We start from the raw sequence: 20930 nt of genomic DNA on the forward strand, positions 1-20930 counted from the left end.
TTTGTGCATGTAGGGAAGTAAAAAGGCACGCTATCCAATTGGAGTTGCGTGCCTTATTGCTAAGAGCTATTTTTTATTATATTCAACAAATTATCACCATTCTCATTAGGCTGTTTTATTGGTCATTCTTTGCCGTTAAGAGCGGCCTGCAACAATAACGCCTACTCGATAGGTTTAATCATCACAACGTCTTGCTTTATAAGCCGGACGTTTTAAGTTTTCTACACAGAAAATATCATCCAGCTCAGTTTCAGTCAGTAAGCCACGTTCCAGCACGACTTCACGAACACTCTTACCGGTTTCAGCACAGATCTTACCGACAATATCACCATTGTGGTGACCAATGAATGGGTTCAGATAAGTGACGATACCGATCGAGTTGAATACGAAGCTTTCGCAAACTTCTTTGTTCGCCGTGATGCCGTTAATGCATTTTTCTACCAGGTTGCGGCAAGCGTTGCTTAACAGGGAGATAGATTCAAACATGGCCTGACCAATAGCGGGTTCCATTACGTTTAGTTGTAACTGGCCGGCTTCGGATGCCATAGTAACACAAATGTCGTTGCCGATGACCTTGAAGCAAACCTGATTCACAACTTCTGGAATAACAGGGTTAACTTTTGCCGGCATGATAGAAGAACCTGCCTGCAATTCGGGCAGGTTGATTTCATTCAGTCCGGCGCGAGGACCGGAAGAGAGCAAACGCAAGTCATTACAGATTTTAGACAGTTTAACCGCCAGGCGTTTCAACGCGCCGTGAACCATAACGTAAGCACCGCAGTCGGAAGTTGCTTCAATCAGGTCTTCGGCTGGTATGCAAGGTAAACCAGTGACCTCGGCCAGTTTTTCAACAGCCAATTTTTGATAACCCGGTGCAGTGTTCAGACCGGTACCGATAGCAGTAGCACCAAGGTTAACTTCCAATAACAGTTGAGAAGTCCGATTCAGGTTTTTAACTTCTTCTTTTAGCAGGATTGAGAATGCGTTGAATTCCTGTCCCAGCGTCATAGGAACTGCGTCCTGTAACTGGGTGCGACCCATTTTCAGAATGTCATCGAATTCTTTGGCTTTTTTATTGAAGCCGGCGATCAACAGTTCAAGAGACTCGATCAGTTTCATGATGGAGTTATAAACTGCGATGCGGAAGCCGGTTGGATAGGCATCGTTAGTTGATTGGCTTTTATTCAGATGATCATTGGGGTTCAGGTACTCATATTCACCTTTTTTATGGCCTAACAATTCCAGACCGATGTTTGCCAGAACTTCGTTGGAATTCATGTTGAGTGAAGTACCGGCACCGCCTTGAAACACGTCAACGGGGAACTGGTCCATACATTTGCCAGTATTGAGCACTTCGTCGCAGGCTTTGATAATGATATCCGCAATTTTTTTTGGAATGGTTTGTAATTCCTTGTTAGCTAAGGCGGCGGCTTTTTTTACCATCACCATGCCACGGATAAATTCGGGTACATCATTAATGGTGTTGTTACTGATGTAGAAGTTTTCAATCGCACGTAAGGTGTGAATACCGTAATAGGCTTCAGCGGGGATTTCTCGTTTACCTAACAGGTCTTCTTCGATACGAATGTTGTTTGACATGAGAACCTTCTTATTAGATTACGTTTTTACTGTCTAATTATGCGTTTGTTAAATAATTATGTTGCCAACAGCAATAGTTATGATATGAACCCTTCATCACCAGATTGCTGGCGTGATCATATGCTGGTTAGCAATAAATGCATTGAATCTGGATCACTTTATAGTGGTATTTGCTTAACGTGATTTGATATATGTGATGTTTATCACAATTATGAGCCTAATCAGTAAGATTTTCAGAGGATTGAAAACGATGGCTGTGACCCCAATCATATCTCTAATAAGCTGAAAAAATGTTAATTTGGTTGTTCCTTGGATTTTGTTGATATGATTTATTCAGGATACAACCTTTTCATCCACATCAATTGAAGGAGCACCAAGTGCGTTGGTTGCCATTGATCCTGATATTTTTGCTTGTCTACATTGAGTCAACCTTATTTGTACGTGTTGCCTCTGAATTAGGTGTGTTATTAACTCTGTTACTGGTGCTGTTTACTTCTTGTGCCGGTATCTCTCTGGTACGTAATCAGGGAATAAAGAATTTTATCCAGATCCAGCAAAAGCTGGTTGCCGGGGAGAGTCCGGCGGCAGAAATGGTAAAAAGTGTGTCTCTTTTGCTGGCAGGTTTCCTGTTACTATGTCCTGGTTTTTTTACTGATTTCCTTGGCTTGCTGCTGTTACTGCCGCCGGTTCAAAAAACATTAATGATGAAACTGATGCCACATATCAATTTCTATCGTCCTCATAATAGCAGTGGGTTCAAACGGGAGAGTAATACCTTTGAAGGGGAATACGAGCGCAAGCAAGATGACCCCTCCCGTAAGTTGAACGATGCTAAACCTGATGATAATGATGAACATAAGCCTCGTTGATAAGAGGTCATCTTCTGAATGTTTTGTTAAATCATCGGTTTTTTTCTGTAGGTAAGAAAAAAGTAAAATATTTTTTTGCCTGCCCTTGAAGTATCATAAATAAGTCCCCATTTAATCTATTATGATACTAGTTCAATGAAAGCATACTGGTATCAATCCTCTTACCTGATATGGACTTTCTTATAGGAGAGCTATCAATGAATATTCGTCCATTGCATGATCGTGTAATTGTCAAGCGTAAAGAAGTTGAATCAAAATCTGCTGGCGGGATTGTGCTGACTGGCACCGCTGCGGGTAAATCCACTCGTGGTGAAGTTTTGGCTGTAGGTAATGGCCGCATCCTTGAAAGCGGTGACGTAAAAGCACTGTGTGTGAAAGTTGGAGATATCGTTATTTTTAACGATGGTTACGGTGTTAAGTCAGAGAAGATCGACAACGAAGAAGTGTTGATCATGTCTGAAAGCGACATTCTGGCAATTGTTGAAGCGTAATTGTTGCGCTTAGATCTTCTTAACTGAACGAATTTAAAGGAAAGAAACAATGGCAGCTAAAGACGTAAAATTTGGTAGCGACGCTCGCGTTAAGATGCTACGTGGTGTGAATATTCTTGCTGATGCAGTAAAAGTAACCTTGGGCCCTAAAGGCCGTAACGTTATTCTGGATAAATCTTTTGGTGCACCTTCAATCACTAAAGATGGTGTTTCTGTTGCTCGTGAAATTGAACTAGAAGACAAGTTCGAAAACATGGGTGCCCAGATGGTGAAAGAAGTTGCCTCTAAAGCGAATGATGCTGCGGGTGATGGTACAACCACTGCAACTGTATTGGCTCAGTCTATTGTTACTGAAGGTCTGAAAGCCGTAGCCGCTGGCATGAACCCAATGGATCTGAAACGTGGTATTGATAAAGCCGTGATTGCCGCAGTTGCAGAACTGAAAAAGCTGTCCGTACCTTGCTCAGATTCCACCTCTATTGCTCAGGTAGGTACTATCTCCGCTAATTCCGATGAAACTGTGGGTAAATTGATCGCAGAAGCGATGGATAAAGTCGGTAAAGAAGGTGTAATCACCGTTGAAGAAGGTACAGGCCTGGAAGATGAACTGGATGTCGTTGAAGGCATGCAGTTTGACCGTGGCTACCTCTCCCCTTATTTCATCAACAAACCAGAAAACGGTTCTGTTGAGTTAGAAAATCCATATATTCTTCTAGTCGATAAAAAAATCTCCAATATCCGTGAACTGTTACCCGTTCTGGAAGGCGTCGCTAAGGCAAGTAAGCCTTTGCTGATTGTTGCTGAAGATGTTGAAGGTGAAGCACTGGCAACTCTGGTTGTTAACACTATGCGTGGCATCGTAAAAGTTGCTGCGGTTAAAGCGCCTGGCTTCGGTGACCGCCGTAAAGCTATGTTGCAGGATATCGCTGTTCTGACTAGCGGTATCGTTATCTCTGAAGAGATTGGTTTGGAACTGGAAAAAGCCACGCTGGAAGATCTGGGTCAGGCAAAACGTATCGTTATCAACAAAGATACCACAACGATCATTGATGGCGTTGGCGAAAAAGTTGCAATTGATGGCCGTGTTTCTCAGATTCGTCAGCAGGTCGGAGAATCCACTTCTGATTACGACCGCGAAAAACTGCAAGAGCGTCTGGCTAAACTGGCTGGCGGTGTTGCAGTTATCAAAGTGGGCGCTGCAACAGAAGTTGAAATGAAAGAAAAACGTGCCCGTGTTGACGATGCTCTGCATGCAACCCGCGCAGCAGTGGAAGAAGGCGTAGTAGCTGGTGGTGGTGTTGCACTGGTTCGCGTTGCTGCTTCTATTGTTGGCCTGAAAGGCGACAACGAAGATCAAAACGTAGGTATCCGTGTTGCAATGCGTGCAATGGAAGCACCTTTGCGTCAGATCGTTGACAACGCAGGTGAAGAACCATCTGTTATCGCGAACAACGTGAAAGCAGGTGAAGGCAACTACGGTTATAACGCGACTACTGAACAGTATGGCGATATGATTGCGATGGGTATTCTGGATCCAACCAAAGTGACCCGTTCTGCACTGCAATTCGCAGCATCTATTGCTGGCCTGATGATCACTACTGAATGTATGGTGACTGATTTGCCTAAAGATGATAAAGCTGATTTAGGTGCAGCAGGCGGTATGGGTGGCATGGGCGGTATGGGCGGCATGATGTAATGTGACAAGAGTCACATTGCTTTGATGTAGCTATACGTCTTTAGTGTGAGCAGGTTAATCCTGCTCACACGCCCTCTGATAGAAAACGTACCACAAGATGAATAGTTGTGTGGTGTTTCAATTCAAACTCAAAATAAGTCACTGGCTGTGACAATAACGATTTTCCCCACTGCGAAGTTGCAATCCACGGTTATGGGGATTCTTGGTGGTCCAAGTCAGATATCTTGATACTTTTCTTATAGAGTACCTTACCTTAATTGTGAGCTAAGATTAAGGGAGGACATCTTCAACAAGTTCATCAAGTACTCAAGCAATAGGTTGATCGAATGCCTCAGGCGCATCCTAGGTGGTCAACTCCGATAGTGTAGAGTTCTTGTAAGTCGGCAATTAAAGGTTTCCGGTCTATCGTTGCTTCAAATCGGTACGGGATTGGCGGTAAGATGCCAAATTCAGATAGTAGCTGTTTTCCTCGCCGTACTTTGTGCAAATAATCCACCGACTCTCACAAAGAATTTCCTCTTTTCTCAAAACTAACTCCCATAGGAGGAAACTCAACGAGTCGATCCCCGGTGGCGAATCCCTTTGGAAAGGGCAGGCATTGAAGCTGCCGAGCTGTCGTAGTAAAAATATACCCTTCGTCTTTCAAGTTGCCTCTTTGCTGGCTACGCTCGCTCACCCCGGTCACATAGTTATCTATGCACAAATGCAATAGATCTACAGAAATGGCTGTATTTGTTCAGGTAGTTGAGTCGGAAAGCCTCTCTGCTGCTGCTTGCAAGCTCGGCATGACGCCATCAGCAGTCAGTAAGCTTATTAATCGACTAGAGATACGACTCGGTGTACGGTTGCTGAATAGAACGACACGTAAGCTTCAATTAACACCTGAGGGCTCTGTTTTCTATGAGCGCAGTATTAGGATTTTGGAGGACATCGTAGCCGCTGAACAAGAAGCAAATCAGGGGGCGGCACCTCGTGGACGAATACGCGTGCATTGCCATGTTGCATTTGGAAAACACTGCTTGATGCCTTTGCTACCGGATTTTCTGCAACGTTACCCAGAGATCACACTCGATATCTCATTATGCGACTTGGTAGTGGATTTACTTGATGATCGTAGTGATGTGGCGATTCGCGTCGGTCCTCTGGACGACCTGCGTCTTATGGTGCGGCGGTTGGGTTCAAGCCGAATGGTTGTGGTAGGAGCTCCTTCATACCTTGAAAGAATGGGGATACCTTCTACGCCTGGAGACCTCGGCCGCTACAATCGGCTCGGTTTTGGCTTTACCCGCCATGTGAAAGCCTGGCCTTTCATTGATTCAGAAGAGCGGGTGCAACAACTGCCTTCAGGAAATTTGTTGCTCGGTGATGGAGAAACCATGCGTAAAGCTGCGATAGCCGGACTTGGTTTAGCATGTTTCCATGTGAATGCTGATATTCAGGCTGGTCTACTGGTACCTATACTTGAAAATTATAATCCTGGTGATGAGGAAAAAATATATGCAGTTTTTGTTGGCCCAGGCCGTCAATGCCCATCACGAGTTCGAGTATTTCTGGACTCTCTGACAGAGAATATCCACATTGGTGATGAGGAGTGATAATTGCAAAAGATGACATAATGAAAACGCTGGGTTGGGCGTTATCATGGTGTCAATGGATACTATTTTCAGTATTTCTACTGAATGAGACGCTTCTTCTTTAGCCCATATTTCATGTTTGTGAGTGGCTGTTAATAATCACTTTTGTATTCGCTATCAATAGTCCCTTATATAATCGTGTATCCAATATCTTTTGTTGATCCAGTGATATATCAGCTGTCAGTGTGACAATTGTAAAACAGAAATTATTCGGGTGATTAATAGAAAAAATACCATTATATTTAATTTTTTAGAGTGGTGATTAAAAATTTCGTGATTTTTTAAATAGAATTAAATCCATGTGAAACTTAGATGAATATAATATCTAAATCTCTTAATAGGTGGATTTCCATAAGATGTAATGTCATATAATTTCTCGATAAAAAATGAAGTAGAGTTAATTGGATTATCACGATTTATTATTTTTTAGCATTTTTATTAAATTTTTTTATTTACGCTATGAATGGAACGTAATGAGTGTCACTTATCTTTTCTATTTCCATACGATATAAGATAGTCGATGCACTAACTAGCCAATTAATTTTCATGAGATAAATGATTTGTCCATATTGTTTATTCGGCTATTTTCTCTATTTTTTGCGGAATTCATACTGGTGTAAAAAGTTTCTGACTTAAAAAACCTCACCTTAAGGGTTCCTTTATAAATTATTTGTTTTGCGATATTGGTGTACAACAAGGTATATTGATGATTAGTTGTGAAATTCCAACGATAAATGGGGAAAGACATGCGAATTAAAGTTTTGCTCAGTGCTTCAGCGTTGTTACTGTTAGCAGGGTGTACAGTCACAAATCAATTAACTTCCGGTGGTTCACTGGTTCGTTTTGTTGATACTAAGCCAGGTAGTGAGTGCCAGTTATTAGGTGAAGTGGCGGGTACTCAAAGTAACTGGATGACTGGTGTCAGTTATGAGAGCAGCTCAATGCGTGGTGCGGCTAATGATTTACGCAATAAAGCCGCAGCTATGGGTGGAAATGTGATTTATGGTGTAACTAGCCCAAGTGAAAGCCTGTTATCGAGCTTTGTTCCACTGGACAGTAAAATGGTTGGTCAAGTCTATAAATGTCAGTAATTGTATTCTGGATTTGAATGACATGCCCGGCTGAAAAGTATCCGGGCATGAATTTTCTGTTAATTTTGCCTTAGTCCCAAATCTAACGGCGTTTTACTCGGTTCTCCGCCGATCTCCCTTGCCAGACGTGGCACCAGATAGCCTGAAATTTTTGTCAGTAATTCCCGGATAAGTCCTCTGGCTTCCTCATCACTGACCATAAAATGAGCGGCGCCTTGTACCTTATCCAGTACATGAATGTAATAGGGCAGAATACCCGCATCAAATAGAGCGTTGCTCAGATCAGCCAGAATATCAGAGTGATTATTGACACCGCGTAATAGCACACTTTGGTTTAGTAACGTGACACCTGTTTGTTTTAGCATCATCATACTACTCCGTAAGGATGAGTCGATCTCATTGGCATGATTGATATGCGTCACCATGATCACGTGTAATCTCGATTGTGATAGCCGATCACAAAGCGTTGTTGTGATCCGGGCAGGGATAACCACAGGCAAACGGGTGTGAATACGTAGTCGTTTGATATGGGAAATCTTTTCCAGGTTACTGATCAACCAGTCCAGTTCATGATCTTTTGCCATTAACGGATCGCCGCCAGAGAAGATAATCTCATCAAGCTCAGGATGTTGTTGAATATAATTTAGCGCTTGCTGCCAGTTGCGCTTATTACCTTTATTAGCTTCGTATGGGAAATGACGGCGGAAGCAGTAACGGCAGTTAACCGCGCATCCTCCTTTAACCAGTAGCAGTGCGCGGTTACGGTATTTATGCAATAAGCCGGGAACGGCACTGAGTTGTTCATCCAGAGGATCGGTGGAAAAACCAGGTGTAAGCGTAAATTCTTCTGGTGTTGTTATGACCTGTAGTAACAATGGATCATTAGGATCGTTGGCTTGCATGCGGGCAGCAAAAGCTCTGGGTACTCGTAGTGGAAATAGGCGACGTGCGCCACTCCCTTTGGTTAATTCCGGGTGTTCATGTAACGACAACAATTGTAATAATTCGTCAGGATCGGTAATAACATCTGTAAGTTGTTTCAACCAGTCTTCTCTGATGAGGATCTTTGGGGTTATAATATGCGCCATTTTTTGGCTAAGCCATTTTGTTTAAATTAGAGGGTCTCCATGGCTACTTATAGTACCAACGAATTCCGTTCAGGTCTTAAAATCATGTTAGATGGCGAGCCATGCTCTGTTATTGAGAGTGAATTTGTTAAGCCGGGCAAAGGCCAGGCGTTTGCCCGTACTCGTATTCGTAAGCTGATTTCCGGCAAATTACTGGAAAAAACGTTCAAGTCTACTGATTCTGTAGATGCTGCTGATGTCATGGATATGAACCTGACTTACCTGTATAACGATGGTGAGTTTTGGCACTTTATGAACAACGAAACCTTCGAGCAGTTAGCTGCCGATGAAAAAGCTGTTGGAGAGAATGCGAAATGGTTGGTTGAGCAGGCTGAGTGTATCCTGACGCTGTGGAATGGTCAGCCTATCTCTGTAACACCACCAAACTTTGTTGAACTGGAAATCATTGAGACTGATCCAGGTCTGAAAGGTGACACTGCGGGTACAGGGGGTAAACCAGCAACTCTGAGCACGGGTGCTGTGGTAAAAGTACCTTTGTTCGTACAAATCGGTGAAGTGATTAAAGTGGATACTCGTTCTGGCGAATATGTTTCCCGCGTAAAATAACTGCTGGTTGTATTCGGTAAAAACCGCCGTTCTGGCAACAGGCTGCGGTTTTTCTTTTCTAAGCGGCTGTCTACAATATTGATGTACAAGGCAATAAGCTATTTATGTCTTCAGGTCACCGTAATATTATTCTATTGATACCACAATCTTGCACGATTATAATTTGCCTTCATTTCTAATAGTTATTCGGGACGACCTGGATATACTTTGGTTTTTCGGGGACGGCCCCACAACTCAATGGGCGTTGATATGTCCTGGTTTATTCTTATTATCGCAGGTTTATTTGAAATCGTCTGGGCGGTTGGCCTGAAATACACTCATGGTTTTACCCGTTTGACACCAAGTCTTATTACTGCTGGTGCTATGGCTATCAGTGTAGGGATGCTCGCTTATGCAATGAAAGGCTTACCCGTTGGCACAGCCTATGCTGTGTGGACGGGAGTCGGTGCAGTGGGTACTGCCATTTTTGGCATTATGGTGTTGGGTGAATCAGCAAGCCTTGCCAGAGTATTTAGCCTTGCCCTGATTGTTGCTGGTATTATCGGCCTGAAACTGACTAGTTAATTTTAAACCGCACTCCAAAGGTTAAATATAGCGTCTTACCGGTTGGTAGTGCGGTTTTTTATGAAATATCCTTTAGCAAAGAATACTGGCCTTTTGCGGTAGCTGCATATGATTGGGCGGGGCACAAACAAGCAATCAGAAAGTCCAATATCAGAGCAGTATGATTTAAAACTCATCCAGATGATTGTCGCCGTGCATTTACTTATGAGTTTTTACGCTGATAAGGACTCTTGGCTCGAGTTAGTGGTGCATTTGTTCAGGCATTGATCCGAAGAGGGAATGCTACGGGTACGGGATAGGTTAAAGACCGGATGGACCGGCCTTTAAAGGTATTTCTCGGCGTGAAAAAGGTGCGAGGATGGGTTTTCGACAACATTGATCAGAGTGGAGTGTCGTTATAACCTTAAGCTCGTTACTGTTTGATTACAGGGTGAAAACAGCGATGATAGTGATGACATTCAAGATCGCTGCCAGGCCGTAGAAAACCCATTTGCCTGCCGGGACATGAATTTTCAGGTCATGCATACCGTGATGAATACGGTGTAAACCGCACCATAGCGGCAGAGTAATCATGAGTAATAAGAAAGCCCGACCAATCAAGCTCTGACAGAAAGTCAGAATCCGTTCATAGTTTAACGCTTCCGGTGCGGCTCCCAATGGTAAAAGGATGGTTACCAGTAAGATAATGGCTGGAGCCACAATTGCGCCCCACATACCTCCGGCACCAAATAATCCCCAGAAAATCGGTTCATCGGAACGTTTAGGTATTTGATTCATCAGATCCTCCTGATTGGGGCTAAAGTAAGGCTATGCCTAAGATAATGGCGGTGACAATAATGGTGACGGCCCATAACAGCTTGATCACGGGTTCAGGTCCCATTTTTTCACCTTTTATCACGACGTTCGCTGCCTTTGGTGCCAGTTCAAACCATGTTTTGGTGTGTAGCAGAGCGCCCAGTAAAGTGACGATGTTAATCAGCAGAATAACTGGGTTTTGCAAGAAGGTGACGAATCCATCCCAGCTTTGTGTACCACCTTTTAGAGCGAACACACCGTATATCAGCAAGATACTGAACCACACAGTCGTAACCGCAGTACTTTCACGCAGAATATAGAAGCGGTAAAAGCTCAGTTTCTGCCACCAGTTGGGGGCCATGCTGCGAACATAAGGTTTACGTTTGGTCGTCATTGCGCTATTTCTCCCCTTATTGTGGTTTCAGCATGGCGATCATGAAGTCTTTTGCACTTTCGATCTTGCCTTGTTGAATAGCGGCAGCCGGATCGACATGTTTTGGGCAGACTTCAGAACAATAGCCGACGAAAGTACAGCTCCATACCCCATTCTGACTGTTAAGTTGTGGCATACGTTCTTTCTTACCGTGGTCACGATTGTCAAGATTGTAACGATGAGCCAGAGTAATTGCTGCCGGTCCGATAAACTCGGGGTTCAAACCGAACTGAGGGCAAGCGGCGTAGCAAAGGCCACAGTTGATACAACCGGAAAACTGATGATATTTGGCCATCTGTGCCGGAGTCTGCATGTTCGGACTTTCAGAAGGTTTACGGTCATTCCCGATAATGTATGGTTTGATAGCTTCCAGACTTTCAATAAAGTGAGTCATATTCACTACTAGGTCACGTTCAATAGGAAAGTTAGCCAGCGCTTCAACTTTCATACCGGGTGAATAATCACGCAGGAAGGTTTTACAGGCCAGTTTCGGCACATGGTTAACCATCATGCCGCAAGAACCACAGATAGCCATCCGGCAGGACCAGCGGTAAGAGAGGTCGGGGGCCAGATTGTCTTTAATGTAGCCTAACGCATCAAGCAACGAAGTTTGCTCATCGTAAGGAACCTCATAGGTTATAAAATGAGGTTCAGTGTCATTTTCCGGGTTGTAACGCATAACCTCCATTCCTAGCGTTTTCATATCAACCATTCACCTGCTCCTTTGTTTCTTGTGCTGCGGCTTCGCCGCCGTATACGCGTTTTGCTGGAGTGGACTGGGTAATTTTTACGTCACTGTATTCCAGACGAGGTGCACTTTCAGAGTGATAGAAAGCCAGCGTATGTTTCAGGAAATTTTCATCATCGCGTTCGGTACAACCTGTATCCAGACGTTGATGTGCGCCACGGGACTCTTTACGGTTTATCGCAGAGTGAATCATACATTCGGCCACATCCAGACCAAAGCCAAGCTCAATGGTGTACAGCAGATCAGTATTGAAAACACTAGTGTTATCAGTGATCTTCACATGTTTGAAGCGATCTTTCAGCTCAGCAATCTTATCAACCGTTTTCTGCATGAGTTCAGGGGTACGGTAAATACCGCAGCCTTCCTCCATAGAGATACCCATTTCATCACGGATCTTCGACCAACTTTCCGTTCCTTCCTGTTTGAGCAAGTGATTCAAACGCGTGGCTACATCATTTGTCTGGGCATCCAGTGCGCGGTCATTGACAGGTTTGGCTTGCTGAACATGTTTAACCGCTTCTTCACCAGCCAGACGGCCAAAGACCACCAGTTCAGCCAGCGAATTGGATCCAAGACGGTTTGCACCATGCAGACCAACAGAGGAACATTCACCGACAGCGAACAGACCTTTAATGCGGGTTTCACATTTCTGGTCAGTTTCAATACCACCCATAGTGTAGTGTGCGGTAGGGCGGACCGGAATGGGCTCTTTAACCGGGTCAACACCTACATACGCTTTTGCCAGTTCACAGATAAAGGGCAGACGCTCAAGTAATTTCTTCTCGCCCAGATGGCGCAGATCCAGATAAACCACGTCGCCACGCTGAGTGGAAATGGTACGACCGGCACGCGATTCATGCCAAAAAGCCTGAGAAACTTTGTCACGGGGACCCAGTTCCATATATTTGTTTTCAGGTTTGCCCAGTGGGGTTTCAGGGCCGAGGCCATAATCTTGTAAATAGCGATAACCGTTTTTGTTGACCAGAATCCCACCTTCACCACGACACCCTTCGGTCATCAGGATACCGGAACCTGGCAGGCCGGTTGGATGATATTGAACGAACTCCATATCACGCAGTGGTACGCCGTGACGGAATGCTATGCCCATACCATCACCGGTCACGATACCGCCGTTGGTATTGTAACGGTATACGCGACCTGCGCCACCGGTTGCCATAATAACGGCATTAGCCCTGATCTGAATTTTGGTACCTTCCATCATATTCAGCGCCACCAGGCCACGCGCTTGTCCTTCATCTACCAGAATATCGAGAACAAAATGCTCATCAAAGCGTTGAATTTGAGGATACTTAAGGGAGGTTTGGAATAGCGTATGCAGCATGTGGAAGCCAGTTTTATCCGCAGCGAACCAAGTACGCTCTATCTTCATACCACCAAAACGACGCACGTTGACGGAACCATCTTCTTTACGGCTCCACGGACAGCCCCACTGCTCTAGTTGGATCATCTCTGTCGGGCAATGTTCGACGAAATATTCAACAACATCTTGCTCACATAACCAGTCACCACCGGATACCGTGTCGTTGAAATGGAAGTCATAGGAGTCGTGGGTTTGGGTGACTGCGGCTGATCCACCTTCCGCTGCCACAGTGTGGCTACGCATTGGGTAAACTTTTGAGATCAGAGCAATCTTCATCTGAGGATTAGCCTCAGCGGCGGCAATTGCGGCTCGTAGGCCCGCGCCTCCGGCTCCGATAATCGCGAGATCGGCATTAAAGATTTGCACTGTGCTTCTCCATTGTTTGAGTGAAATTAATGAGTAAACAAAATCGTCGTAACTTTCCTAAATGTTGTTGTTATTTTTCATATGCGAAATTCTGTAGGCAAAATCCGGCGTTTTAACGATTAAGGGAAGTTATTTATGACTATTTGTATTGAGTTAAGTATAGCGGGTTCCAAATGAGGTAAATTTGATATGAAAGGGTATTTTGTCAGATTTAGTCACTAAAACATGATCTGAGACAGGAATTAGTTATTCTTTTCTTTCGTTCATCCCGATCTGGGTAGCAAGATTACCTTTTGGGGGAAATGATAGTGTGTCATGGTAGGGATGAACACTCAGGCTGTGTAGTGTGAATTTAACTTATCTGATATTTTTTCGGTATTAGAAATTGTGTAAGTTCAGTGAGATTCAGATGATTTTCGTCTTTGATAATATTGTAGTTAATAATCTTAAATAATTTTTTTCTATGGTTGTTTTTAACTTAAATATAAAAAAACCTCTGTCTTTTTGTGAATGTTATAATTGAATGTAAAATAATTATGTCATTAAAAATAGGTGTGTTGTATATTTTTTATTTGATTTTAATGACATGTATTTAGTAAAGGCGTTTTGTTTTTATAGGTATAAGTATAAGTGGTATTTAAATGGTTTTTCATGATTTAACTTATTTAACTTATTTAACTTAAGAGGTGAAAATATATTTAAATAGGAGGTTTTCATGGAATTTTAGAATATCATTATTGCATTGAAAGCAGATGATAATCTCTATCTTATATTGTTTTATTAAATAATAATGTTAATGGGTTAATATGTAGATAAAATAAATTTACCATTTTGAAGTAATTGCTTATGATGTGTTCTTGGTGTCATAAATAATTTTATATTTAATTATGTCGAATTATTTTACATTGTTTATAGTGTCTTATTTTTTAATTTAAATGCAATAATTTATTATAATTATTTGATAAATTATCGTAAAATAAAAAAATAATCATATCTATCATTTTTAGTAAAAAGAAAAATATATTTTATTATTTAATGATGATGTTAATCGTATATATTTAAAAAGGGGGTTTTTACAGAAGCAGTGAATAAATACAGTTTTTAAATGATATTCTATAAGTAATGTAACGTAATCAATTTAAGAAATTAAATATATCTAAACAGGAGAATATTATGGGATTTCTAAATATTACTATCGCGTTACAGGCAGATAATGGGCTTTATTTAGGGAGAGTCACTCAAGGAGGCGTTAATTATATCCAGGCTGAGAAATCTGCTATTGATGTTTTTTCTAGATATACTGTAATACAACTTAGTTCCAATACGATAGCACTTCGTGCGGACAGTGAGCTTTATTTGAGTCGGATCAATCAAATTGATGGTGATTTTATTGAAGCAGAGAAACCAAGTATTGATGTTTTTTCTATTTTTACAGTGGAAGATGTCGGATTAAATGTGGTAGCTCTGCGTGCAGATAATGAAAAATACCTAAGTAGGGTTTGTCTGGACGGTATTAACTATATTAAGCCGGAGAAGGATGATATAGATGACTGTTGCCTATTTAAAGTGACAACACTCATCGGATAAACAGTGATTTTTTCTGACATTGGCTTTGTTGTGGTCAGATAAATCTGGCCACTATTTATTAATGTTATTTATAATACCATAATTAATCATATTAAATGACTTATTTTGATTTTATAGTGTCTTATTGCTCTAATTTAAATATGAAAATGAATGGCGGATTCGACTAATAAGTGCAATAATTCAAAGTCAGGGAACGTATATTCTATTATGTAATGATAATCTTGTGTATTCAATAAATGTATTTTATTTTTACAGGCATAGAGAGTAGAGATAGTGTTTAAATGATATTCTATGAATAATTCATTTAAGAAATTAAATATGTTGAAACTGGAGGGTATGATGGCATTATCAGAGCACACTATCGCATTGCAGGCAGATAATGGAAAATATCTGAGTCAGATTAACATCAGTGGTCTTAATTATATTAAGCCGGACAAGACCGATATAGACGTTTTTTGTCAATTTAAATTGATAACATTGTTCGAGTAAATAGTGATTTTGGCTGGCATTGGTTTTGTCGTGATTAAGCAAAATCGACCACAACTTTAGTATTTATTTGACAGTAATATTTTGGCAGATAGCGAATAATAATATATTCGGCAGTAGTAAATCTGCGATTAGCCTTGATGCAAGACAAGCTAAGTTGTTCCGGGATGATCAGGCGGTAATAATTTGTCTGATATGTGTGATGCAGGTAGACTGCATGTTTTGTTTTATTTTGGAGTCATTTACATGAGCGAAACAGCAAACTGGCAGCCAAGTGCACCTATCGCCAACTTGTTGAAACGGGCGGCTATTTTAGCGGAAATACGGCGCTTTTTCGCAGAACGCGGGGTACTGGAAGTTGAAACACCTGCGATGGGGCAGTCTACAGTGACTGATATTCAATTGTTTTCTTTTCAGACAGAGTTTGTTGGTCCAGGCGCCGCAGATGGCATGACTCTATATCTGATGACAAGTGCGGAATTTCACATGAAACGCCTGCTGGCGGCAGGAAGTGGCCCTATTTATCAGATCAGCCGCTGCTTCCGTAACGAAGAAGCGGGTCGTTATCATAATCCTGAATTTACCATGCTGGAATGGTATCGGCCTCACTATGATATGTATCGTCTGATAAATGAGGTTGATGACTTACTTCAGCAGATTTTGGACTGTGAAAGTGCAGAGTCACTCTCTTATCAGCAGGCTTTTCTGCGTTATCTGGATGTTGACCCGTTGTCCGCAGAGAAAGAAAAATTGCGTGAAGTCGCTGCTAAACTGGATCTGAGCAATATTGCTGATACAGAGGAAGATCGGGATATTTTGTTGCAACTTTTGTTTGCTGTCGGTGTTGAACCGCATATTGGTACTGAAAAGCCAACTTTTATCTACCATTTTCCCGCGTCTCAAGCTTCTCTGGCGGAAATCAGTAAAGAAGATCATCGGGTTGCAGAGCGCTTTGAAGTCTATTTCAAAGGTGTTGAGCTGGCAAATGGTTTCCGTGAACTGACTGATGGTGATGAACAACGCCAGCGTTTTGAACAGGATAACCGTAAACGTGCAGAACTGAGTTTACCTGTCCGGCCGATTGATGAAAACTTGATTAGTGCTCTGAAACAGGGGATACCTGAATGTGCAGGTGTAGCACTTGGTGTTGATCGTTTGGTGATGCTGGCTTTAGGTGGAGAAAGGCTCAGTGATGTCATTGCCTTTTCGGTAAACAAGGCATAAAACAACAGGGCGCTGATTAAGGCGCCCTGTTTGTATCTCACTTATGTTGATGTTTTTTTTGTAGAAACTTCACACCCAAATCAGGAAAATCGGTAAATACGCCGTCTACACCCGCTTGGTTATAAATAATATCGAAAAGTTGATCGCTGTTGGTGGCATATTTAGGCAGTGCATCAACCCGAATGGTGTATGGATGGACTTCCATATTATTAGTGTGGGCATCTTTCACCATACCGGTTAACTTAATATTGGTTGGTGTGGAATCTTCCGCCACAATCATATGGTAATCAGGGCCAATGCCATCGGCATACTGTGCCACTTCTTTCATTGCACCCGGTTTGAACATCCAATCGTAGCTGTAATTTACCCATTTGCCGTTTGGATGCTTTTCATAGGTTTCATTCCAGTTGGTATAGGCGATAAGTTGAATCAGTTTCAAATCTATGCCCAGTTTAGGTTCCAGCTCGTTTTTAATGCGTTTGAGTTCGTTGGCATCAAAACATTGCAGATAAATTTTATCGCTTTTCTTGGTGTAACCATATTCTTTCAACACCGTCAGCACTTGAGTGGAAATATCTTTGCCTTCTTGCTGATGGAACCACGGGGCTTTGATTTCAGGGTAGATGCCGATATTTTTACCCGTTGATTTATTCAACCCTTGAACAAACTCAATTTCTTCCTGAAAAGTGTGGATACGGAAATCAGATTTCCACATTGGGAAACGGCCAGAGAAGTTCTGTTCCTGTCTGTCATTTTTAATATCGAAACCTTCCGTGAATTTTAGTGACTTGATTTCAGGCAAGGTAAAGTCGATGGCATAGTAGCGTCCGTCCTGACGGGCTCGGTCAGGAAACTTATCCGCAACGTCAGTCACACGATCAAGGTAATGATCATGTAATACCACCAGCTCGTTATCTTTAGTCATAACCAAGTCTTGTTCCAGATAATCGGCACCTTCGGCATAAGCCATAGCTTTAGCTGGCAGGGTGTGTTCAGGCAAATATCCGCTTGCGCCGCGATGGGCGATAACAATCTTATCTGTTGTCTGCGCGATGCTCGACATAGATGATGCTAAGATAATGCCCACTACCATTGTTTTGATTGGAGTTTGCATATGTGTTTTTTCTCCGTTTTAGCGATGAGATAAAAATCAATCCTATCAAGCTGTTTGTCTTGTTATATGAATAACGCCTATTGGTATAATCTCTTAGTTTAAACATTGAAAAAAGCCGCAACATAAATAATGCCGCGGCTTAATTGATATTATCAGTGGTATATCACAGTTTAGTGATAATGATTAGCCATACTGACGGGCCAATTCCTGTTTATGTTTGTTTTCTGTGATCATGACAATCAGTAATAGAATAACGGCCAGGATACTACCGCCAATCATCACCATAAAACCGGTGTCCCAGCCGAAGAAGTCAACGGTGTAGCCGACGATAGCACTTGCCGCAACGGAGCCACCTAAGTAGCCGAATAAGCCAGTGAAGCCAGCGGCTGTACCAGCCGCTTTCTTCGGCACCAGCTCAAGAGCGTGTAGACCTGTCAGCATAACTGGGCCGTAGATAAGGAAGCCGATAATCAACATACAAGTCATATCTACCGTTGGATTACCGGCTGGATTCATCCAGAATACGACGGTGGCGATAGTGACTAATGTCATAAAGAATACGCCTGTTGCACCACGGTTACCTTTAAATACTTTGTCTGACATCCAGCCACACAGTAATGTACCTGGGATACCGGCATATTCGTACAGGAAGTAAGCCCATGAAGATTTATCCAGTGCGAAATGCTTGACCTCACGCAGATAGGTTGGTGACCAATCAAGAACACCGTAACGCAGCAGATAAACGAACACGTTAGCCATAGCGACCATCCACAGGAGTTTGTTCGGTAATACATACTGCATGAAGATCTGCTTGGCTGTTAATTCTTCTTCGTTTTTCTCTGTATAATCAGACGGATAGTCGTTTTTATGTTCTTCAATTGATGGCAAGCCACAGGATTGTGGTGTGTCACGCATTAAGGCAAAAGCGATCAGTGCAACGAGAATTGCGGCGAAAGCTGGCATATAAAGGGCGGCTTTCCAGTCATTAAACCACGCCATGCCCAGCAGGAATAACAATGGAGGTAAACCACCACCGACATTATGCGCACAGTTCCAGACGGAGACGATCCCGCCACGTTCTTTTTGTGACCACCAGTGCACCATAGTACGGCCGCAGGGAGGCCAACCCATACCTTGGAACCAACCACACATGAACAGCAGCACAAACATAACCGAGATACTGGAAGTTGCCCAAGGTACGAAACCCATAAATAGCATGACAGCCGCAGCGAGAATCAGACCGGCGGGTAAAAAGACCCGCGGGTTAGAACGGTCGGATATGGAACCCATGATGAATTTGGAGAAGCCGTATGCGATAGAGATCCCTGATAGCGCTAAACCAAGCTCACCTTTGGAAAAACCTTGTTCAATTAGATAAGGCATTGCGAGTGCAAAGTTCTTCCTTACTAAATAGTAAGCGGCATAACCAAGGAAAATCCCCATAAAAATTTGCCAGCGTAGGCGGCGATAGAGTGGATCTATCTGTTCTGTTGGCAGCCGGGGCTTATGAAGCGCCGGCTTGAAAATACTTAACATATTTTGCCTCCGATGGCTTTTTTGGTTATGTGAACAACTCACCGGTTGACAAATGCCACCGGATGGGAAAGTGAGAGGTTTTGTAAGTGATTATTTTCCATAACGAAAATTATGATAGTCGAAATAACCCAACCTATCTGTGAGACAAGACTCAGTTGTTAAAATCGTTTTGCCCTAGTGGTGATTTTGAGTGATTTGCTAACTTTTTAAAACGTACTTTACCAATGAAATTGTGACTATCGTCACAATAACGAGCTTTACTTAATTTTTGGTGAGCGTTTCTGGTTCGTTTTTGTTCTTTATCAAACAAAAAACCCAGTTTTTGTACATATTCTATTTAGAAAAAATAAGAGCGGGACGTTTCCCCGCTCTTTTCTGGTTTAATACAGCCAGTCGCGCCCCATCCGATCAGCAGTAAGAATAGCGGCATACACTTTTTCCGGTGTCACTTCAAAAGGCAGATTGTGAATAGTTTCGCCTTCAGCACAACTGGCTTCCGCCACTGCCATCACTTTCTCTTTCAGCTTTTCACCATCTTTTACGCCAAGCTGATCTAATGTAATCGGTAGCCCGACCTGCACGCAGAAATCAAGTAAAGTATCCAGTTCTTCATTTGTGCTATTTTCCAGCACTAGCTGAACCAATACCCCGAAAGCGACTTTTTCGCCGTGATACATATGGTGGCATTCTTCCAATACGGTAAAGCCGTTGTGTATGGAATGAGCGGCAGCTACACCTGTATTTTCAAAGCCCAGGCCACTCAAATAAGTAATGGCTTCGATAACATTTTCCACCGCTGGTGTACTGACTCCTGCCTCAACAGCCAGTTTTGCTTTATAACCTTCTTCCAATAAAGTGTCGTAACAGAAATGGGAAAGCGCCATTGCGGTGCGGGATATTCCACCACCGGTCATTCTAGGCTTATGACCCGCATGACAGACGCGTGCTTCGAAGTAAGTTGCCAGTGCGTCGCCAATTCCGGCAATCAGGAAGCGGGTTGGGGCTTTAGCAATAACACAGGTATCAATCAGTACAATATCTGGGTTGGTTGGGAAAAACAGATAATCCTCATATTCGCCGTCATCAGTATAAACAACAGAGAGCGCACTGGTTGGAGCGTTAGTAGAGGCGATAGTTGGTGCAATCAGAATAGGTAATTTGGATTCGTGAGCAACTACTTTTGCGGTATCTTGTACTTTTCCTCCACCGATACCAATAACCGCTTGGCATTCGTGCTTTTTAAGCATGTCAGACAGGCGCTGAATTTCATTACGGCTACATTCACCGCCAAACACTTCAAAATGGCTGGTAACATCAGATTCTTCCAGGCTGCTATGGACAGTATCTCCCACTAATTTCATAGCAGAGTTACCGATAATAACAAAAACATGGTCGGCGATAGTTTTTGTGTATTTACCAATATGGAGCAGGGCATCAGGCCCCTGAATATATTTGGCTGGGGATTGAATAATTTTCAGCATAAAAATACTCCTTTTGTGGAAACTCAATGTCTGTTTGCCGTATAAATCTTCCTGACAAACAGGGAGCAGAATGTGACAGACCAGGAAATTGGCTTCGGATGAAAAAAGTACTTAATGACTTAACAGACTAACACCGTATGA

The 20930-nt window shown here is 42.6% G+C and carries 19 protein-coding genes; 10 read left to right on the forward strand and 9 right to left on the reverse strand.

Going from position 1 to position 20930, the window contains the following annotated elements; all coding sequences use genetic code 11:
• Positions 1-174: 174 nt before the first annotated feature.
• Complete coding sequence (gene aspA / locus ACUN2T_RS03570) at positions 175-1599, reverse strand: aspartate ammonia-lyase (RefSeq protein ID WP_445496281.1); 1425 nt, start codon at positions 1597-1599, stop codon at positions 175-177.
• A 377-nt stretch (positions 1600-1976) separates the two neighbouring features.
• Here aspA and ACUN2T_RS03575 point away from each other — a divergent pair, with 377 nt between their 5' ends.
• The 5 genes from ACUN2T_RS03575 (at position 1977) to ACUN2T_RS03595 (ending at position 7380) form a co-directional block, all read left to right on the forward strand.
• Positions 1977-2468: an FxsA family protein gene (locus ACUN2T_RS03575; RefSeq protein ID WP_445496282.1), complete on the forward strand. Its 492-nt coding sequence runs from the start codon at positions 1977-1979 to the stop codon at positions 2466-2468.
• Between the two features lie 197 nt (positions 2469-2665).
• A complete protein-coding gene (locus ACUN2T_RS03580) occupies positions 2666-2959 on the forward strand; it encodes a co-chaperone GroES (RefSeq protein WP_011148251.1) in 294 nt (97 codons plus the stop codon).
• 49 nt (positions 2960-3008) lie between these two features.
• On the forward strand, positions 3009-4655 hold the full coding sequence (gene groL / locus ACUN2T_RS03585; RefSeq protein ID WP_445496283.1) for a chaperonin GroEL: 1647 nt from the start codon (positions 3009-3011) through the stop codon (positions 4653-4655).
• A gap of 722 nt (positions 4656-5377) precedes the next feature.
• Positions 5378-6250, forward strand: coding sequence for a LysR family transcriptional regulator (locus tag ACUN2T_RS03590; RefSeq protein ID WP_445496284.1), 873 nt, complete (start codon positions 5378-5380; stop codon positions 6248-6250).
• A 785-nt stretch (positions 6251-7035) separates the two neighbouring features.
• Entirely contained in the window at positions 7036-7380 is a 345-nt protein-coding gene (locus ACUN2T_RS03595) for a DUF4156 domain-containing protein (RefSeq protein ID WP_445496285.1), read from the forward strand.
• A gap of 59 nt (positions 7381-7439) precedes the next feature.
• On the opposite strand, the gene epmB is transcribed toward ACUN2T_RS03595, so the two are convergent.
• Complete coding sequence (epmB, locus tag ACUN2T_RS03600) at positions 7440-8468, reverse strand: EF-P beta-lysylation protein EpmB (RefSeq protein WP_445496286.1); 1029 nt, start codon at positions 8466-8468, stop codon at positions 7440-7442.
• A gap of 39 nt (positions 8469-8507) precedes the next feature.
• On the opposite strand from epmB, the gene efp reads away from it, so the two are divergent.
• The gene (efp, locus tag ACUN2T_RS03605; RefSeq protein ID WP_021324340.1) at positions 8508-9074 is read left to right on the forward strand and encodes an elongation factor P; all 567 of its coding nucleotides are present in this window, start codon (positions 8508-8510) and stop codon (positions 9072-9074) included.
• A gap of 249 nt (positions 9075-9323) precedes the next feature.
• A complete protein-coding gene (gene sugE / locus ACUN2T_RS03610) occupies positions 9324-9638 on the forward strand; it encodes a quaternary ammonium compound efflux SMR transporter SugE (protein WP_445496288.1) in 315 nt (104 codons plus the stop codon).
• 423 nt (positions 9639-10061) lie between these two features.
• On the opposite strand, the gene frdD is transcribed toward sugE, so the two are convergent.
• The 4 genes from frdD to frdA are packed head-to-tail and all read right to left on the reverse strand — an operon-like array spanning position 10062 to position 13361.
• On the reverse strand, positions 10062-10415 hold the full coding sequence (frdD, locus tag ACUN2T_RS03615; protein ID WP_445496290.1) for a fumarate reductase subunit FrdD: 354 nt from the start codon (positions 10413-10415) through the stop codon (positions 10062-10064).
• A 19-nt stretch (positions 10416-10434) separates the two neighbouring features.
• Complete coding sequence (gene frdC, locus ACUN2T_RS03620) at positions 10435-10827, reverse strand: fumarate reductase subunit FrdC (RefSeq protein WP_445496292.1); 393 nt, start codon at positions 10825-10827, stop codon at positions 10435-10437.
• Between the two features lie 16 nt (positions 10828-10843).
• The gene (locus ACUN2T_RS03625) at positions 10844-11578 is read right to left on the reverse strand and encodes a succinate dehydrogenase/fumarate reductase iron-sulfur subunit (RefSeq protein ID WP_445496293.1); all 735 of its coding nucleotides are present in this window, start codon (positions 11576-11578) and stop codon (positions 10844-10846) included.
• Positions 11571-13361 (reverse strand): fumarate reductase (quinol) flavoprotein subunit, encoded by a 1791-nt coding sequence (gene frdA, locus ACUN2T_RS03630; RefSeq protein WP_445496295.1) that lies wholly within the window; start codon positions 13359-13361, stop codon positions 11571-11573. The genes ACUN2T_RS03625 and frdA overlap by 8 nt, the downstream gene beginning before the upstream one ends.
• A 1173-nt stretch (positions 13362-14534) precedes the next feature.
• Between frdA and ACUN2T_RS03635 the strand changes: the two genes are divergently transcribed.
• The 3 genes from ACUN2T_RS03635 (at position 14535) to epmA (ending at position 16658) form a co-directional block, all read left to right on the forward strand.
• A complete protein-coding gene (locus tag ACUN2T_RS03635; protein ID WP_445496296.1) occupies positions 14535-14948 on the forward strand; it encodes a fascin domain-containing protein in 414 nt (137 codons plus the stop codon).
• Between the two features lie 291 nt (positions 14949-15239).
• The gene (locus ACUN2T_RS03640; RefSeq protein WP_445496297.1) at positions 15240-15437 is read left to right on the forward strand and encodes a hypothetical protein; all 198 of its coding nucleotides are present in this window, start codon (positions 15240-15242) and stop codon (positions 15435-15437) included.
• Between the two features lie 243 nt (positions 15438-15680).
• Positions 15681-16658, forward strand: a complete 978-nt coding sequence (gene epmA, locus ACUN2T_RS03645) for an elongation factor P--(R)-beta-lysine ligase (protein WP_445496298.1) — start codon at positions 15681-15683, stop codon at positions 16656-16658.
• Between the two features lie 37 nt (positions 16659-16695).
• On the opposite strand, the gene glpQ is transcribed toward epmA, so the two are convergent.
• From glpQ to ACUN2T_RS03660, 3 genes are all read right to left on the reverse strand, one after another.
• Complete coding sequence (gene glpQ, locus ACUN2T_RS03650; protein WP_445496299.1) at positions 16696-17772, reverse strand: glycerophosphodiester phosphodiesterase; 1077 nt, start codon at positions 17770-17772, stop codon at positions 16696-16698.
• A 183-nt stretch (positions 17773-17955) separates the two neighbouring features.
• The gene (glpT, locus tag ACUN2T_RS03655; protein ID WP_445496300.1) at positions 17956-19308 is read right to left on the reverse strand and encodes a glycerol-3-phosphate transporter; all 1353 of its coding nucleotides are present in this window, start codon (positions 19306-19308) and stop codon (positions 17956-17958) included.
• A 380-nt stretch (positions 19309-19688) separates the two neighbouring features.
• Complete coding sequence (locus tag ACUN2T_RS03660; protein ID WP_445496302.1) at positions 19689-20789, reverse strand: glycerol dehydrogenase; 1101 nt, start codon at positions 20787-20789, stop codon at positions 19689-19691.
• Between the last annotated feature and the right edge of the window lie 141 nt (positions 20790-20930).

Source organism: Photorhabdus machadonis, assembly GCF_052657765.1.

What these genes read in the sequence shown, in the direction of transcription:
- aspA (WP_445496281.1), bottom strand. Translation starts at nt 1,599, where the DNA reads ATGTCAAACAACATTCGTATCGAAGAAGACCTGTTAGGTAAACGAGAA.
- ACUN2T_RS03580 (WP_011148251.1), top strand. Translation starts at nt 2,666, where the DNA reads ATGAATATTCGTCCATTGCATGATCGTGTAATTGTCAAGCGTAAAGAA.
- groL (WP_445496283.1), top strand. Translation starts at nt 3,009, where the DNA reads ATGGCAGCTAAAGACGTAAAATTTGGTAGCGACGCTCGCGTTAAGATG.
- ACUN2T_RS03590 (WP_445496284.1), top strand. Translation starts at nt 5,378, where the DNA reads ATGGCTGTATTTGTTCAGGTAGTTGAGTCGGAAAGCCTCTCTGCTGCT.
- ACUN2T_RS03595 (WP_445496285.1), top strand. Translation starts at nt 7,036, where the DNA reads ATGCGAATTAAAGTTTTGCTCAGTGCTTCAGCGTTGTTACTGTTAGCA.
- epmB (WP_445496286.1), bottom strand. Translation starts at nt 8,468, where the DNA reads ATGGCGCATATTATAACCCCAAAGATCCTCATCAGAGAAGACTGGTTG.
- efp (WP_021324340.1), top strand. Translation starts at nt 8,508, where the DNA reads ATGGCTACTTATAGTACCAACGAATTCCGTTCAGGTCTTAAAATCATG.
- sugE (WP_445496288.1), top strand. Translation starts at nt 9,324, where the DNA reads ATGTCCTGGTTTATTCTTATTATCGCAGGTTTATTTGAAATCGTCTGG.
- frdD (WP_445496290.1), bottom strand. Translation starts at nt 10,415, where the DNA reads ATGAATCAAATACCTAAACGTTCCGATGAACCGATTTTCTGGGGATTA.
- frdC (WP_445496292.1), bottom strand. Translation starts at nt 10,827, where the DNA reads ATGACGACCAAACGTAAACCTTATGTTCGCAGCATGGCCCCCAACTGG.
- ACUN2T_RS03625 (WP_445496293.1), bottom strand. Translation starts at nt 11,578, where the DNA reads ATGGTTGATATGAAAACGCTAGGAATGGAGGTTATGCGTTACAACCCG.
- ACUN2T_RS03635 (WP_445496296.1), top strand. Translation starts at nt 14,535, where the DNA reads ATGGGATTTCTAAATATTACTATCGCGTTACAGGCAGATAATGGGCTT.
- ACUN2T_RS03640 (WP_445496297.1), top strand. Translation starts at nt 15,240, where the DNA reads ATGAATAATTCATTTAAGAAATTAAATATGTTGAAACTGGAGGGTATG.
- epmA (WP_445496298.1), top strand. Translation starts at nt 15,681, where the DNA reads ATGAGCGAAACAGCAAACTGGCAGCCAAGTGCACCTATCGCCAACTTG.
- glpQ (WP_445496299.1), bottom strand. Translation starts at nt 17,772, where the DNA reads ATGCAAACTCCAATCAAAACAATGGTAGTGGGCATTATCTTAGCATCA.
- glpT (WP_445496300.1), bottom strand. Translation starts at nt 19,308, where the DNA reads ATGTTAAGTATTTTCAAGCCGGCGCTTCATAAGCCCCGGCTGCCAACA.
- ACUN2T_RS03660 (WP_445496302.1), bottom strand. Translation starts at nt 20,789, where the DNA reads ATGCTGAAAATTATTCAATCCCCAGCCAAATATATTCAGGGGCCTGAT.